The 15970-nt window shown below is 59.6% G+C and carries 11 protein-coding genes; 9 read left to right on the top strand and 2 right to left on the bottom strand.

The window, feature by feature from the left end:
* Window positions 1-18 precede the first annotated feature (18 nt).
* Window positions 19-2865, top strand: a complete 2847-nt coding sequence (gene rapA / locus ACIQAL_RS02055) for an RNA polymerase-associated protein RapA (RefSeq protein WP_166593412.1) — start codon at window positions 19-21, stop codon at window positions 2863-2865.
* A 187-nt stretch (window positions 2866-3052) separates the two neighbouring features.
* Here the strand turns inward: rapA and ACIQAL_RS02050 are convergent, their stop codons facing one another.
* Entirely contained in the window at window positions 3053-4465 is a 1413-nt protein-coding gene (locus ACIQAL_RS02050) for a spinster family MFS transporter (protein WP_401142387.1), read from the bottom strand.
* A 202-nt stretch (window positions 4466-4667) separates the two neighbouring features.
* Here ACIQAL_RS02050 and ACIQAL_RS02045 point away from each other — a divergent pair, with 202 nt between their 5' ends.
* The 3 genes from ACIQAL_RS02045 (at window position 4668) to ACIQAL_RS02035 (ending at window position 9868) form a co-directional block, all read left to right on the top strand.
* Window positions 4668-5045: a YkgJ family cysteine cluster protein gene (locus ACIQAL_RS02045; protein WP_166593414.1), complete on the top strand. Its 378-nt coding sequence runs from the start codon at window positions 4668-4670 to the stop codon at window positions 5043-5045.
* 148 nt (window positions 5046-5193) lie between these two features.
* Window positions 5194-7485 carry a putative bifunctional diguanylate cyclase/phosphodiesterase gene (locus tag ACIQAL_RS02040; RefSeq protein ID WP_401141838.1) on the top strand — a complete coding sequence of 764 codons (2292 nt, stop codon included), beginning with the start codon at window positions 5194-5196 and terminating at the stop codon, window positions 7483-7485.
* 196 nt (window positions 7486-7681) lie between these two features.
* Window positions 7682-9868: a hypothetical protein gene (locus ACIQAL_RS02035; protein ID WP_401141835.1), complete on the top strand. Its 2187-nt coding sequence runs from the start codon at window positions 7682-7684 to the stop codon at window positions 9866-9868.
* Between the two features lie 434 nt (window positions 9869-10302).
* On the opposite strand, the gene ACIQAL_RS02030 is transcribed toward ACIQAL_RS02035, so the two are convergent.
* Window positions 10303-10602, bottom strand: a complete 300-nt coding sequence (locus tag ACIQAL_RS02030; RefSeq protein WP_401141833.1) for a DUF2288 domain-containing protein — start codon at window positions 10600-10602, stop codon at window positions 10303-10305.
* Between the two features lie 328 nt (window positions 10603-10930).
* Here ACIQAL_RS02030 and ACIQAL_RS02025 point away from each other — a divergent pair, with 328 nt between their 5' ends.
* The 5 genes from ACIQAL_RS02025 to ACIQAL_RS02005 all read left to right on the top strand — a co-directional run bounded on the left by ACIQAL_RS02025 (window position 10931) and on the right by ACIQAL_RS02005 (window position 15932).
* Window positions 10931-12058 carry a branched-chain amino acid ABC transporter substrate-binding protein gene (locus ACIQAL_RS02025; RefSeq protein ID WP_166593418.1) on the top strand — a complete coding sequence of 376 codons (1128 nt, stop codon included), beginning with the start codon at window positions 10931-10933 and terminating at the stop codon, window positions 12056-12058.
* 216 nt (window positions 12059-12274) lie between these two features.
* Window positions 12275-13204: a high-affinity branched-chain amino acid ABC transporter permease LivH gene (gene livH / locus ACIQAL_RS02020; RefSeq protein ID WP_341959525.1), complete on the top strand. Its 930-nt coding sequence runs from the start codon at window positions 12275-12277 to the stop codon at window positions 13202-13204.
* Complete coding sequence (locus ACIQAL_RS02015; RefSeq protein WP_401141831.1) at window positions 13201-14463, top strand: high-affinity branched-chain amino acid ABC transporter permease LivM; 1263 nt, start codon at window positions 13201-13203, stop codon at window positions 14461-14463. The genes livH and ACIQAL_RS02015 overlap by 4 nt, the downstream gene beginning before the upstream one ends.
* The gene (livG, locus tag ACIQAL_RS02010) at window positions 14463-15230 is read left to right on the top strand and encodes a high-affinity branched-chain amino acid ABC transporter ATP-binding protein LivG (protein ID WP_166593421.1); all 768 of its coding nucleotides are present in this window, start codon (window positions 14463-14465) and stop codon (window positions 15228-15230) included. Before ACIQAL_RS02015 ends, livG begins: the two co-directional genes overlap by 1 nt.
* Window positions 15231-15932 (top strand): ABC transporter ATP-binding protein, encoded by a 702-nt coding sequence (locus ACIQAL_RS02005; RefSeq protein ID WP_166593422.1) that lies wholly within the window; start codon window positions 15231-15233, stop codon window positions 15930-15932.
* Window positions 15933-15970: the final 38 nt, after the last annotated feature.

The following is a 15970-nucleotide window of genomic DNA, read 5'->3' as shown; positions in this document are numbered from 1 at the left end:
AGGCGGGAGTCAGGCAGCATGGCGCAGCAGTATCAACCGGGGCAACGCTGGATTAGCGACAGCGAAGCCGAGCTGGGTTTGGGCACCGTTCTGGCACAGGACGGCCGCTTGTTGACCGTGCTCTATCCGGCCACTGGCGACACCCGCCAGTATGCATTGCGCAACGCGCCCCTTACGCGGGTGCGGTTCTCGCCGGGTGACACCATCACCCATTTCGAAAACTGGAAGATGACCGTTCGCGAAGTCGAAGATGTCGATGGACTGCTGGTCTATCACGGCCTCAACGCGCAGAACCAGCCGGTGACACTGCCGGAAACCCAGCTCTCCAACTTCATTCAATTCCGTCTGGCCAGCGACCGCCTGTTCGCCGGGCAGATCGATCCGCTCGCCTGGTTCTCGCTGCGCTACCACACGCTGGAGCACACCAGCCGCCAGCTGCAATCCTCGCTGTGGGGCCTGGGCGGTGTTCGCGCTCAGCCCATCGCTCACCAGTTGCACATCGCCCGTGAAGTCGCCGACCGTATCGCCCCTCGCGTTCTGCTGGCGGACGAAGTGGGTCTGGGCAAGACCATCGAAGCCGGTCTGGTCATCCATCGCCAACTGCTGTCGGGTCGCGCCAGCCGCGTGCTGATCCTGGTACCGGAAAACCTGCAACACCAGTGGCTGGTGGAAATGCGCCGCCGCTTCAACCTGCAGGTCGCGCTGTTCGATGCCGAGCGCTTCATCGAAAGCGATGCCAGCAACCCGTTCGAAGACACCCAACTGGCGCTGGTGTCGCTGGAGTGGCTGGTCGAAGACGAAAAAGCCCAGGACGCGTTGTTCGCCGCTGGCTGGGACTTGTTGGTGGTCGACGAAGCCCACCACCTGGTCTGGCATGAAGAGAAGGCCAGCCAGGAATACTCGCTGGTCGAGCAACTGGCCGAAGTCATTCCCGGCGTCCTGCTGCTGACGGCGACCCCTGAACAACTCGGTCAGGACAGCCACTTTGCCCGTCTGCGCCTGCTTGATCCGAACCGTTTCCACGACCTGAAAGCCTTCCGGGCCGAGAGCGAAAACTATCGCCCGGTGGCTGAAGCCGTTCAGGAACTGCTGGATCAAGGCCGCCTCTCGCCCAAGGCACACGAGACCATTCAAGGTTTCCTCGGGGCCGAAGGCGAAGCGCTGTTGGGCGCTGTGGCCGATGGCGACACCGAAGCCAGCGCCCGCCTGATCCGCGAATTGCTCGACCGCCACGGCACCGGCCGCGTGCTGTTCCGCAACACCCGCGCCGCCGTGCAAGGGTTCCCGGAGCGCAAGCTGCATCCGTACCCGCTGCCGTGCCCGGCCGAATACCTCGAATTGCCCATTGGCGAACACGCCGACCTGTACCCGGAAGTCAGCTTCCAGGCTCAGGGCGAGACCAGTGAAGAAGAACGCTGGTGGCGCTTCGACCCACGCGTCGATTGGCTGATCGACACGCTGAAGATGCTCAAGCGCGTCAAGGTGCTGGTGATCTGCGCTCACGCCGAAACCGCGATGGACCTGGAAGACGCTCTGCGCGTGCGCTCCGGCATCCCGGCGACCGTGTTCCACGAGGGCATGAACATTCTGGAACGTGACCGCGCCGCCGCGTACTTCGCCGACGAAGAGTTCGGCGCGCAGGTGCTGATCTGTTCGGAAATCGGCAGTGAAGGCCGTAACTTCCAGTTCTCGCACCATCTGGTGCTGTTCGACCTGCCAGCGCATCCGGATCTGCTGGAACAGCGTATCGGGCGTCTGGACCGGATCGGCCAGAAGCACATCATCGAGCTGCACGTGCCATACCTGGAAACCAGCCCGCAAGAGCGTCTGTTCCAGTGGTATCACGAAGCGCTGAACGCCTTCCTCAATACCTGCCCGACCGGCAACGCCCTGCAACACCAGTTCGGTCCGCGCCTGCTGCCGCAACTGGAAGGTGGCGACGAAGACGACTGGCAAGCGCTGGTCGCCGAAGCCCGTGCCGAACGTGAGCGTCTGGAAAGCGAGCTGCACACCGGCCGTGACCGCCTGCTGGAACTCAACTCCGGCGGCGCGGGTGAAGGCGACGCACTGGTCGAGGCGATTCTGGAGCAGGACGATCAGTTCACCCTGCCGATCTACATGGAAACCCTGTTTGACGCCTTCGGCATCGACAGCGAGGACCATTCGGAAAACGCCCTGATCCTCAAGCCGAGCGAGAAAATGCTCGACGCCAGCTTCCCGCTGGGCGACGACGAAGGCGTGACCATCACCTACGACCGCAATCAGGCGCTGTCCCGCGAGGATATGCAGTTCATTACCTGGGAGCACCCGATGGTGCAAGGCGGCATGGACCTGGTGCTGTCCGGCTCGATGGGCAACACCGCCGTCGCGCTGATCAAGAACAAAGCGCTGAAACCCGGGACCGTGCTGCTCGAACTGCTGTACGTCAGTGAAGTGGTCGCCCCGCGCTCGCTGCAACTGGGCCGCTACCTGCCACCGGCCGCCTTGCGCTGCCTGCTGGATGGCAACGGCAACGATCTGTCGGGCCGCGTCTCGTTCACCACCCTGAATGACCAATTGGAAAGCGTGCCTCGCGCCAGCGCCAACAAGTTCATCCAGGCTCAGCGTGACGTGTTGAACCCACAGATCAACGCCGGTGAAGCCAAGATCGCACCCAAACACGCCGAGCGCGTGGCCGACGCCCAGCGTCGCCTGGCCGCAGACACCGATGAAGAACTGGCGCGCTTGACCGCCTTGCAAGCGGTCAATCCGACCGTGCGCGACAGCGAAATCACGGCCTTGCGCGAACTGCGTGAACAGGGGCTGGCGATGCTGGAAAAAGCAGCGCTGCGTCTGGAAGCGATTCGGGTGCTGGTCGCGGGCTGATCCACCTACTGCCACGGACCCTGCTGCGAACCCGAAATGGGTCTATGCGCGGGGTCCCTGTAGGAGCGAATTCATTCGCGAGACGTAGGTACAGGCAGCAGAAATGTGTCGAATGCACTGGCCTCTCGCGAATGAATTCGCTCCTACAGGGGGCGAGTTTGCGCGGATCACGGTCAGCGGAACCCTGTCACGCCACCGACGGCTTCACCCCACCCACCACCGGCTCATCCGCCGCCATCCCTTCTCGCATCCGCCGCGCATCACGGCTGAAGCATTTCGACGCTATCACCAGAAACACCAGCGTGAAAAACAACGCGCCAGGAATCAGGTACATCATCGCGTCGTGCAACCCCACCGCCTTGAACGCTTCGGTCACTTCCTCAACCTGTGCAGCGGCCATCGCTGTGTGGGCGAAGTGATCGGACAGCAACCCTGCCACCACCGGCCCCAGTCCACCACCTAGCAAATACAAGCCCGCAAAGAACAGCGCCATCGCCGTGGCACGCAAACGCGGCTGCACCACGTCCTGAATCGCGGTGTAAACACAGGTGTAAAAGTTGTAGGAAAACAGCCAGCCCACGCTGAACACCGCGACGAACAGACCGATTTCGATGCGCCCGGCATGCAGCGCGAAGCCGGTGCACAGGCAGGCGACGGTCATGCTCGCCGCCGCGAACATCAGACGACCATTGGCCCAGCGTTGATGCAGCTTGTCCGCCACCCAGCCCCCTGCCGTCAGGCCGATCAACCCCGTCACGCCAACGATTAACCCGGTGGCCATTGCCGCTTCCTGCAACGGCAGTAAAAAATAGCGCTGCAGCATCGGGACCATGAACGAGTTGCAGGCGTAGGTCGCGAAATTGAACGCCAGCCCCGCCAGCACCAGCCAGCGAAACGTCGGGATCGACAGCACGCGACGAATCGGCCGGTCGATCTTCTCCTGAGACGTCGCCACGGTCTCGGCCGCCCCACGGGCGGGTTCGCGAATGAAGAACATGAACACCGCCAGGATCAGCCCCGGCACAGCAGCAATGAAGAAAGGTGCACGCCAGCTGTCGAACGCCTTCACCATCGCGCCAATGGTGAAAAACGCCAGCAACAGGCCCAACGGCAAACCGAGCATGAAGATGCCCATGGCGCGGGAACGTTTGTGCGCGGGGAACAGGTCGCCGATCAGCGAGTTGGCGGCAGGTGCGTAACTCGCCTCGCCTATGCCCACGCCCATGCGCACCAACAGGAAGGTCCAGAAACTGCCGACCAGGCCGTTCACGGCCGTCAGTCCGCTCCAGACCGCCAGCCCCCACCCCATCAATTTGCGGCGCGAGCCATTGTCAGCCATGCGTCCCAACGGCAATCCGGCGACGGCGTACACCAGCGTGAAAGCCGTGCCGATGATGCCCAATTGAAAATCGCTCAGCAGCCATTCCTTGCGGATCGGCTCGATGATGATGGCCGGGATCGTGCGGTCGAAAAAGTTGAACAGGTTGGCCAGAAACAGCAGGAACAGGACGCGCCACGCGTTAGTCGCTTGAGTGGAATGATGCATGTGTCGTCTCTTTTTATTGTTGTTGGGCCAGACGCCCTCGCCGAGACCCTGAATCTAGTCAGGCTGATCGAAACTGTCTTGGATCATTCGCCAAACTGATACCCACCCATCGCTTCAGCAGGCTGAAAATGGCCCCTGTCGCTCTACCCCCGCCCGCCGAACTATATTTTCAGCCACCACTTCCCAACGCCATCCGGAAGCCTAGAATAGCGCCGGATCGCTCCCCCTCCCCTGATTCATTCTCCGGTTTACATCCATGTCCGACGTCAGTCCGTGCCTGAATTGTGGTGCCTGCTGTTCACACTTTCGCGTGTCTTTTTATTGGGGTGATTGCGAGTCCGCAGGTGGGACGGTGCCCGACGAATGGGTCAGCAGCATCAGCCCGAGCCGCGTGGCAATGCTCGGCACCGATTGCAAATCGCCGCGCTGTACGGCCCTGCAAGGCGAAGTGGGCCAAGGCACACGCTGCTCGATCTACGAAAAACGCTCCAGCACCTGCCGGGAATTCGAGGCTTCATGGACTGACGGCGTGCACAACCCCGACTGTGACGCCGCCCGTGCAGCATTCGGTTTATTACCGGTGGAACCGATGGACAGTGGCAAAGTCACATCACTGATCGTCGCCTGTGCATAGAACCTTTCGCGATAAATGTTATTGCGAAATAGTTGGTACGTCCGTCTCCCAACGCATGTTTAAAAATAGGCGACTCCTATAATCATCGCAAAGTGCCATCAGTTGCCCAGACTGAGGTATCTCCAGCAGTGGACACATGGAGCGTGCTATGGATTGGCTGGGTTTGCATTTTTTGACGTCGATGCCCGCGCATGGCGGGATGATGCTTCATGGCACTCATAACCCCGTCCTCATCGTCCTCGCTTATGTGGTGGCCTGCGCCGCCAGCTTCGCAACGCTGAGCATCGCCGAGCGCGTCGGCCACGTGGAGCGCGTGAATGCACGCCTTCGCTGGCGTGCCCTCGGGTCGCTGTGTCTGGCCGTGGGCATCTGGGCCATGCATTTCATCAGCATGCTGTCCTTCCAGGCCCCGCTGGACATGCATTACGACCTCGCCGTCACCATCGCATCACTGGCCATTGCCCTGGTCTCCGGCATGGTGGCCATGGAAGCCCTCGGCCATCCACGTTTGCGCGTCAGTCAGTACCTGGTCGCCTCGGTGTGCATCGGCCTGGGCATCATCGCCATGCATTACCTCGGCATGTCGGCCATGCGTTCGAGCGCCACGCAGTATTACGAACCGTGGCGCTTCGCGGGTTCAATCGTGGTTGCCATCGCCAGCAGTCTGACCGCGCTGGTGCTGGCCATTCGTCTGCGTAAAGGCAGCGGCACCCGGCATCAGTTGCTCAAATACGGTGCAAGCCTGGTGTTGGGTGCAGGGATCGTCGCGACGCACTTCATGGGCATGTGGGCCTTGCAGTTGAGGGTGCCTGACGACATGCCGATGGAGATGCATGCCACGGGCAACAGTCTGCAACTGAGCCTCACCATCGCATTGATTGTGTTGCTGATTATCGCGGGCAGCATCAGCGCCGCCCTGGCTGACAAGAAACTGCAAGCCAAGGAGCGCGACCTTGCCAGGGTCAATGCTTTGCTGAGCCAGCTCGATCAGGCGCGGGCGTCATTGCAACAGGTCGCCCACTACGACGCCCTGACCAACCTGATCAACCGTCGGGGGTTCAACCAGATCTTTGCCGAACGCCTGACGGAACAGAAGCAGGCGCACGGCAAGCTCGCGGTGATGTTTCTCGACGTCGACCATTTCAAGCGCATCAACGACAGCCTGGGGCACGACGCGGGCGACGAGCTGCTGAAAGTCATTGCCGACCGCATCCGGGGTGCGACCCGGGCCAATGACGTCGTGGCACGTTTCGGGGGTGACGAATTCTGCATTCTCATTGAGCTGGAAAACGTCGAGGAAGCGCGACACATGGCGCAACGGGTCATGGCCAAAATGAAAGACCCCATCGCCTTGAACGGCCGGCGCATGGTGATGAGCACCAGCATCGGCATCAGCCTGTTTCCCGAGGACGGTGTGACCTGCGATGAGCTGCTCAAGCACGCTGACCTGGCCTTGTATCAATCCAAGGGCAATGGCCGTAACACCCTGCACTTTTTCAATGAAAGCCTGAAAACCCGCGCCAGCATGGAACTGCACCTCGAAGAACAGCTGCGCCATGCGTTGACCGAAGGACAGGGCCTGCAGCTGTATTACCAACCCATCGTTGATCTGCGCACCGGTCACGTTGCCAAACTGGAAGCCTTGGTGCGCTGGCAGCACCCGACTCAGGGTCTGTTGACCCCGGATCGTTTCATCACGATTGCTGAAACCAACGGCTTGATCGCCGATCTGGACAATTGGGTTTTGCGCCGCGCCTGTCAGGATTTGGCGCAACTCTGTGACAACGGCTTTGAGAACCTTGTGATTGCCGTGAACTGCTCGGCGCTGAACCTCGCTCGCGAGGAACTGGTGCAAGAGATGGACTCGGCGCTCAAGGAGGCGGGTGTGGCGCCACAACGGCTGGAACTGGAGGTCACGGAAAACGCGTTGATGGGCAACATCAGCAACACGGTTTTGCTGCTCAACGAGATCCGCAAGCTGGGCGTGGCCTTGTCCATCGACGATTTCGGGACAGGCTATTCGTCGCTGGCCTACCTCAAGCGTCTGCCGCTGGACACCGTGAAGATCGACCGCTCGTTCATCATCGACATCCCCAAATCCCCGCAAGACATGGAAATCGTCCAGGCGATCATCGTCATGGCCCATACGTTGCGCCTCAAAGTGGTGACCGAAGGCGTCGAGACGCCGGCACAGCTGGAATTCCTGAGCGAATACGGCTGCGATTTCGTCCAGGGCTACCTCTTCAGCAGACCTGTGCCGCTGGAGACACTCAAGCCATTGGTACAGCAACTCAATCAGCGCCAGCCCTCGCAACTCTGGCCGTCCACTCACCTCCTGGAAGCAGTGGAAATGACCGTCGGCCAGCCCATTACCGAAGAAGGCCTGCGAGAAACCGAACACCCGCGCCCCGATCGCTTTCGTTCTCGCCCGCAACGCTAAGCGTGTGAAGCAGTCCTCACATCGAGGGCTGAACGTTCAAGTCGCCCGCCATCACGCCGATCAGCAAGGGGAATCCCTTAGACGGCGCTAGGGTTGGGCCCTATCGCTCGTTGCCGATAGCCCACTGTACAGTCGGGTTTTCTTTTTGGTGATGGCGCGTTGACACCCCTGCGTCGTCCTTCAGGCGTGGCATGCAATGACCCATAAAACCGAGGCTGCAGGCGCAGTATCCGAACTTCTGCAAACCGTACTCAACGAGCACAGCGCGTTGCCACCCGTCGATTATCGACCGCAGCCCGTGCCCGCGCAGTCGTATCTCTACTTCACGGAAACCGACACGGATCGCATCCTCGACAACCTCGACGGCTTGCGTGACATGGTGTTTCCGCCATCGATTCACTTCGAAGAAACGGAAAACCGCGCCGACCAACAATTCCCGTCCGTTTGCCTGATCGGGCTGGGGCGTTGCGGTTCCAACATCGCGCTGGACGTCGCTGAACTGGTTTACAACGCGCGCACGTTCTATCTCGATCAGTTGAACAATGACGAGCGTCTGCGCGACGACAAGGGTTACAGCCCTGCCCGCTGGATTCGCAACAACCTGCGTCTGGGGCAGAACAAGTCGAGCAAGCCGGTGTTTCTGGTCGAGCCGCTGGTGATGCTCGGCGATCTGGACAAGGACATCGCCGGGCGCATTCGCTTCTCGCGCAAAGGCGACAAAAGCGGCTTCATCAAGGACTACTCCAAGATGAAGATCATGGACCTCTCTGAAGTCCACGCCGGGGGTGCGGGCAACGCGCCGATTCTGGGTCAGTACCTGGCCAAGATCATCCTGAACAAAGACACCGACCACTTTTCCAGCGCTGACTGGAAACTGATCCACTCCTACCTGATCGATTCCTGCGGCATCAAGGCCAACCAGTCGCGGCTGTATTTCTACATCTTCAGCGCAGGGGGCGGTACGGGTTCGGGCATGGCCTCGGAATTTGGCCTGGCCCAGCAGTTCTCGTACATGAACAAGACCTTCGACACCAAGCCTGCCAGCGAAAACGATGGCAAGCGGGGGCGCTCTTTTGTGTTCGAGCCGATTTTCACCAGTGGCATCTGCGTGTTGCCGAACATCTCCGACCATCGCAGCGAAATGTCTGAAGCTCTGCACATCAACGCCGGACGCTTGCTATGCAAGTATCTGGCAGAGGAATGGGACTTCTCGTACAACTTCGAGAACGAAGACAGCAGCGAAGCCAGCGTCATGGGCCGTATTCGCCCGTGGAACGCGATGATGCTGATCTCCAACGACATCATGCGCTACGCCGAAGAAAGCGACGACGGGACCATCGAGAACATCGACGTCAACGCCATGGAGCGTCACGCCAACCAGTACATCTCACAGCAGATTTTCAACATTCTGACAGCGCAGGCCGTCACCACGGACTACGACCAGAATTACTTCCGGCGTGCAGGGATAGACATCGGCGAGACCATTCGCCTGGATGCCAACGACCTGTTCATGAGCCTCGCGGGCCCTGTGGCGATTGCCTACGCCGAATCGGTGGTCCCGGAGACGCCGCTGCCGGGCTCGGACAAGCTCAAGCTGTTCGAGAAAGAGCCGCCGCGCCTGGACATCGACGATCTGTTCTTCCGCTCCATCGACCTGCCGCACTTCAACAAAATGACTCAGGCCATCGAGGGCATCAGCCTGCTGCCCATCGAGTCACGCCGCTATCGCGCGGCGCTGGAGCAGTACAAGGCGTCGGGGTATGACGCGGCGGCGTTGCACGATCTGCATTTCTTCAAGAACTGCTCGTCGGTGGTGTCGATCGTTTCGCTGCCCAAGGATTACAAGCTGTCGTACATGGACCTGAACCGGCTGAAGACGCACCTCAACAGCCTGTTCCCCAACACGACACTCAAGCGTTACGCGCTGGTGATCGGCGCGTCGGCCAATCTATCGCTGACCACCCTGATCGCCAAGAGCCCGTGCCTGTCGGACGACTTCCTGACGCTGATCGTGGCCTTCATCAAGCGCTGTTTCGCCAAACAGCCTTATCGCTTCGATGACACGCTGGACAACTCGATTCTGGATTTCATCATGAGCGATGAGTTCGACGAAGCGCGCATCGACGACCTGCTCAATGAATACGAAAACCCGGCGAAGATCCTGGACACCAACTGGTACGCGATCAAACCGATGTACGAGAAGAAATACCGCGAGCTGATCGACGACAAGGCGCGGTTCATCTCGATCAACGACATCCGCATTTCCCGCGAGAGCGTGAAGAAAGCGGTGAAATACCTGCGGGAGATTTACCGTCACCGGATTGGAAAGACGCGGGTCATTTCGCTGAACCAGCACACGGGCAAGACGGGGTATTTGGGGTGAGGGGGTTGGGTTGGGTTGGCGTTGAGTTGAGTTGAGTTGAGTTGAGTTGAGTTGAGTTGAGTTGAGTTGAGTTGAGTTGAGTTGAGTTGAGTTGAGTTGAGTTGAGTTGAGATTGCTACATCGATGCCCTTCGGGCCTATCGCGAGCAAGCTCACTCCTACATCTGTTTAAACGTGCCATGGCCTGATGGACCGAGTCGTTAGCCTTGGTGTTCGCCGCACAATTTCAAGGCTTGCTCAAAAGGCTGGTAACTCGGTCCATTAGGATGTGGCACGTTGCAAACGATGTAGGAGTGAGCTTGCTCGCGATAGGCCCGAAGGGCATCAAAGTAATGATCTCAAGCCAAACAAGACCTGCTACCTCACCACACTTAAAGTTACCGCCCTACCCACTTTGCCATCATTCAACGCACCAAAAATGCACACCATCGGTGATCACGCCCTCTCCTGGACCAGCACCCAAGGCGCCACCACAACGGCCCACAACGCGGGATCGCGGGTGAAGAGGTCCAAAGCCGTTGATTCAGAGAGCTTGCTGACTTCCCGGCTTTCCAGCCACGCAGCCACTTTCGCGTCAGCGTTTTCGGCGAATGCCTCGGCCACGGCGATCAAATCCTGCGATTGCTCGACCCACAACAGGGCACCCTTGGCAAAGAACGGTTCCAGTTCCTTCCAGGTAATAGAAGCCGTTTCGCCAAGCAATTTGGCATAGAGGGTGCTAGGTTCTTGCGTCATGGGTTTCACCGTTTGGAAAATCGGCGTAAATGATACCGCCGCCTTTCCCGCGCACAAACCCGGATACAAGTGATTGATTGCAGAGAACTTCACTCAAGCCGATAGAAAGGTGACCCGGTTGGGGAATCGGCCGGCTTGATTATGTATCTTTCTTTCGATTAAGCGACATCAACAGGTTTTGCCCCCTGCAGCCAGCTTTTCAAGCGCTCGACCGGCGCTCTAAACTGTTCCGGTACAGTTGCCGGGGGTGTGGCCTGGATGAATCAATCCGGTCCTGCAGCTTTGGCCGTCAGGATTATAAAAACTACAAACGCAAGAGTGGAGCATCATGACTAAGGGTATTAATCAGATTTCCAAGCTGTTTGCCGCACTGGTTCTGGCGGGGGTTGCCAGCCATTCGTTCGCAGCTGACACCATCAAGATCGGCATCGCCGGCCCGAAAACCGGCGCGGTTGCCCAATACGGCGACATGCAGTTCAGCGGTGCCAAAATGGCCATCGAGCAAATCAACGCCAAAGGCGGCGTGGATGGCAAGAAGCTCGAAGCCGTTGAATACGATGACGCCTGTGACCCTAAACAAGCGGTTGCGGTCGCCAACAAAGTGGTCAACGACGGCGTGAAATTCGTGGTCGGCCACCTGTGCTCCAGCTCCACTCAGCCAGCGTCCGACATCTACGAAGACGAAGGCGTGATCATGATCACCCCAGCCGCCACCAGCCCGGAAATCACCGCGCGTGGCTACAAGCTGGTGTTCCGTACCATCGGTCTGGACAGCGCCCAAGGCCCGGCTGCTGGCGAATACATCGCCAAGCAAGTCAAGCCGAAGATCGTCGCTGTGATCCACGACAAACAGCAGTACGGTGAAGGTATCGCCACTGCCGTTAAACAAACCCTGGAAAAAGACGGCGTCAAAGTCGCCCTGTTCGAAGGCATCAACGCCGGCGACAAGGACTTCTCGTCGCTGATCGCCAAAATGAAGCAAGCCAACGTCGACTTCGTCTACTACGGCGGTTACCACCCAGAGCTGGGTCTGATCCTGCGTCAAGCACAGGAAAAAGGCCTGAAAGCCGGCTTCATGGGCCCAGAAGGCGTGGGCAACGCTTCCATCTCGCAGATCGCTCAGGACGCTTCCGAAGGCCTGCTGGTGACCCTGCCGAAATCCTTCGACCAAGACCCTTCGAACAAGGCGCTGGTTGACGCGTTCAAGGCGAAGAAAGAAGACCCGAGCGGTCCTTTCGTATTCCCGGCCTACGCCGCTGTTGAAGTGATCGCCGAAGGCATCAAGACCGCCAAGTCCGAAGACACCGCCAAAGTGGCAGCCGCCATCCACGCCGGTACCTTCAAGACCCCTACCGGCGATCTGTCTTTCGACGCCAAGGGTGACCTGAAAGACTTCAAATTCGTCGTTTACACCTGGCACAAAGATGGCACCAAGACTGAAGCCCCTGTGAAGTAATCACAACCTTCATGCTTACCCGGAGCCCACTGCAACCGCAGTGGGCTTTGTTTTAGCTGGGACGCGGGATTTCACAAGAATCCTGATGCCCTGAACATCTTGAAACCGCACCAGTGAATCACTGGGCTCGTGCCGGACGCGGACGTAGATCACGACGCGCGAGCGGGAAAAAGACTCAACCAGTGAAACACCGCCAAGGTTTTTAGGAGCGCGGCAATGCCCGAGATAGATCTCTATCATTTTTTCCAACAGCTGGTTAATGGCATGACCATTGGCAGCACTTATGCCTTGATCGCCATCGGCTACACAATGGTCTACGGCATCATCGGCATGATCAACTTCGCCCACGGCGAGGTGTACATGATCGGTTCGTACGTGGCGTTCATCGCCCTCGCGGGCCTGACCATGCTGGGCCTGGACAATCTGCCGCTGCTGATTACCGCAGCGTTCGTCGCCAGTATCGTGGTGACCAGTGCCTACGGTTACGCCATCGAACGGGTTGCCTACCGTCCGTTGCGTGGCAGCAATCGCCTCATCCCTCTGATTTCCGCGATCGGCATGTCGATCTTCCTGCAGAACACGGTGCTGTTGTCGCAGGATTCCAAAGACAAATCGATCCCCAACCTGATTCCCGGCAACTTCGTGTTCGGCAGCGCCAGCACCCATGAAGTCGTGATCTCGTACATGCAGATCCTGATCTTCATTGTGACCGTGGTGGCCATGCTCGGCCTGACCTGGTTCATCTCCCGTTCCCGCCTGGGCCGCGCCTGCCGCGCCTGCGCAGAAGACATCAAGATGGCCAACCTGCTGGGGATCAACACCAACAACATCATCGCCCTGACCTTCGTCATCGGTGCCGCGCTCGCGGCGGTCGCTGCGGTACTGCTGAGCATGCAGTACGGCGTGATCAACCCCAACGCAGGTTTCCTGGTCGGCATCAAGGCCTTTACCGCAGCGGTTTTGGGCGGTATCGGCAGTATCCCGGGCGCGATGCTCGGCGGTCTGGTGCTGGGTGTGGCTGAAGCGTTCGGCGCCGATATTTTCGGCGACCAATACAAGGATGTGGTGGCGTTCGGTCTTCTTGTCTTGGTGTTGTTGTTCCGGCCAACCGGCCTGCTCGGCCGTCCGGAGGTTGAAAAAGTATGACCAGGAATCTCAAATCGGCCCTGTTCAGCGCTGTACTGGTGCTGCTGGTTGCCTACCCGATCCTCGGGCTCAAACTGGACATCGTTGGTGTCAATCTGGCGGTTGTCGGCGCCAGCACCACGACCGTGCTGGTGATCTTCGCCGCTGCATTGCTGATGTTCCTGCGCGTGCTGTTCAACGAGCAGATCAGCGCGATGTGGCGTTCGCGCCCACAGCATCAATTGGTGTCGGACAAGGCCAGCAATTTCCTGACCCTGCCATCGACCCAGCGCTGGTTCCTCGGTGCCATCGTCGTCGTCGCACTGATCTGGCCGTTTTTCGGCTCGCGCGGCGCGGTGGACATCGCGACCCTGATCCTGATCTACGTGATGTTGGGCCTGGGCCTGAACATCGTGGTCGGTCTGGCGGGCCTGCTGGACCTGGGTTACGTCGGCTTCTACGCCGTCGGCGCCTACACCTATGCCCTGCTGCAACACTACTTCGGCTTCGGTTTCTGGATCTGCCTGCCCCTGGCCGGTCTGGCCTCGGCGACGTTCGGCTTCCTGCTGGGCTTCCCGGTGCTAAGACTGCGTGGGGACTACCTGGCGATCGTGACCCTCGGTTTCGGGGAAATCATTCGTCTGTTCCTGCGTAACCTGACCGACATCACCGGCGGTCCGAACGGCATCAGCAACATCGAAAAACCGACCCTGTTCGGCCTGAGCTTTGAGCGTAAAGCCGCTGAAGGCATGCAGACGTTCCACGAGTTCTTCGGCCTGGAATACAACTCCATCAACAAGGTGATTTTCCTCTACCTGATCGCCCTGCTGCTGGCGCTGTTGGCACTGTTCGTGATCAACCGCCTGCTGCGCATGCCGATCGGCCGTGCGTGGGAAGCGCTGCGTGAAGACGAAATCGCCTGCCGCGCGCTGGGCCTGAACCCGACCGTGATCAAGCTTTCTGCGTTCACCCTGGGCGCTGCGTTCGCCGGTTTCGCCGGTAGCTTCTTCGCCGCGCGCCAAGGGCTGATCACCCCGGAATCGTTCACCTTCCTGGAATCGGCGATCATCCTCGCCATCGTGGTATTGGGCGGCATGGGATCTCAGCTGGGCGTGATTCTCGCGGCGGTCGTGATGATCCTGCTGCCTGAACTGCTTCGCGAATTCAGCGAATACCGCATGCTGGGCTTCGGCGCCTTGATGGTGCTGATGATGATCTGGCGTCCTCAGGGTTTCCTGCCAATGCAGCGTCCCGTCATGAAACTCAAGGGGGAACGCTGATGAGCCGCCCACTTCTGCAAGCCTCGGGCTTGAGCATGCGCTTTGGCGGCCTGTTGGCGGTCAATGGCGTGGGTCTGACCGTTAACGAGAAACAGGTCGTGTCGATGATCGGCCCGAACGGCGCTGGCAAGACCACCGTGTTCAACTGCCTGACCGGTTTCTACAAGCCGACGGCGGGCACCATCCTGCTGGACGGCGAGCCGATTCAGGGCCTGGCCGGTCACGAAATCGCCCGCAAAGGCGTGGTGCGAACCTTCCAGAACGTGCGTCTGTTCAAGGAAATGACGGCTGTCGAGAACCTGCTGGTGGCCCAGCACCGTCACCTCAACACCAACTTCCTGTCCGGCTTGTTCAAGACCCCGGCCTACCGTCGCAGCGAGCGCGAGGCCATGGAATACGCCGAGCACTGGCTCGAAGCCGTCGACCTGAAAGCCTTTGCCAACCGCCCTGCCGGTACGTTGGCCTACGGTCAGCAACGCCGCCTGGAAATCGCCCGCTGCATGATGACGCGCCCGCGCATCCTCATGCTCGACGAACCGGCCGCTGGTCTGAACCCCAAGGAAACCGAAGACCTGAAAGCGCTGATCGGCGTGCTGCGCAACGAACACAACGCCACGGTGTTGCTGATCGAGCACGACATGAAGCTGGTCATGAGCATTTCCGACCACATCGTGGTGATCAACCAGGGCACGCCTCTGGCCGACGGTACGCCCGAGCAGATCCGTGACAATCCTGAAGTGATCAAAGCCTACCTGGGGGAAGCGTAAATGCTGCAGTTCGACAACGTTTCCACCTTCTACGGCAAGATTCAGGCGCTGCATGGCGTCAGCATCGATGTGCAACAGGGTGAGATCGTCACCCTGATCGGCGCCAACGGTGCGGGAAAATCCACCCTGCTGATGACCCTGTGCGGTTCACCGCGCGCCCACAGCGGCAGCATTCGCTACATGGGCGAAGAGCTGGTCGGTCTGGAGTCTTCGGTGATCATGCGCAAGAGCATCGCGGTGGTGCCGGAAGGCCGTCGCGTGTTTGCCCGCCTGACCGTCGAAGAGAACCTGGCCATGGGCGGGTTCTTCACCGACAAGGGCGATTATCAGGAGCAGATGGACAAGGTCCTGGAACTGTTCCCGCGCCTGAAGGAACGCTTCAACCAGCGCGGCGGCACCATGTCCGGCGGCGAACAGCAAATGCTCGCCATTGGCCGTGCGTTGATGAGCAAGCCGAAAATGCTGCTGCTCGACGAGCCGTCTCTGGGGCTGGCGCCGATCATCATTCAGCAGATTTTCGAGATCGTCGAACAGCTGCGACGTGAAGGCGTGACCGTATTCCTGGTCGAGCAAAACGCCAACCAGGCCCTGAAAATCGCCGACCGCGCCTACGTGCTGGAAAACGGCCGCGTGGTGATGCAGGGAACCGGCGCCGAGTTGCTGGTCGATCCGAAAGTGCGGGATGCGTATCTGGGCGGGTGATTTCACCCTCCTCGGTGCTGTTTGCTCGCCTCACAAAA

Origin of the sequence: Pseudomonas sp. NPDC088368, assembly GCF_044753445.1 — a bacterium.
Lineage (GTDB): Bacteria > Pseudomonadota > Gammaproteobacteria > Pseudomonadales > Pseudomonadaceae > Aquipseudomonas > Aquipseudomonas bambusae.
The sequence above is the reverse complement of the archived record's forward strand: the minus strand, read 5'-3'. Positions and strand labels throughout refer to the sequence as shown.

Bases quoted from the DNA above. Each gene is read 5' to 3' on its own strand.
- rapA (WP_166593412.1), top strand. From the start codon at position 19: ATGGCGCAGCAGTATCAACCGGGGCAACGCTGGATTAGCGACAGCGAA.
- ACIQAL_RS02045 (WP_166593414.1), top strand. From the start codon at position 4,668: ATGTCCGACGTCAGTCCGTGCCTGAATTGTGGTGCCTGCTGTTCACAC.
- ACIQAL_RS02040 (WP_401141838.1), top strand. From the start codon at position 5,194: ATGGATTGGCTGGGTTTGCATTTTTTGACGTCGATGCCCGCGCATGGC.
- ACIQAL_RS02035 (WP_401141835.1), top strand. From the start codon at position 7,682: ATGACCCATAAAACCGAGGCTGCAGGCGCAGTATCCGAACTTCTGCAA.
- ACIQAL_RS02030 (WP_401141833.1), bottom strand. From the start codon at position 10,602: ATGACGCAAGAACCTAGCACCCTCTATGCCAAATTGCTTGGCGAAACG.
- ACIQAL_RS02025 (WP_166593418.1), top strand. From the start codon at position 10,931: ATGACTAAGGGTATTAATCAGATTTCCAAGCTGTTTGCCGCACTGGTT.
- livH (WP_341959525.1), top strand. From the start codon at position 12,275: ATGCCCGAGATAGATCTCTATCATTTTTTCCAACAGCTGGTTAATGGC.
- ACIQAL_RS02015 (WP_401141831.1), top strand. From the start codon at position 13,201: ATGACCAGGAATCTCAAATCGGCCCTGTTCAGCGCTGTACTGGTGCTG.
- livG (WP_166593421.1), top strand. From the start codon at position 14,463: ATGAGCCGCCCACTTCTGCAAGCCTCGGGCTTGAGCATGCGCTTTGGC.
- ACIQAL_RS02005 (WP_166593422.1), top strand. From the start codon at position 15,231: ATGCTGCAGTTCGACAACGTTTCCACCTTCTACGGCAAGATTCAGGCG.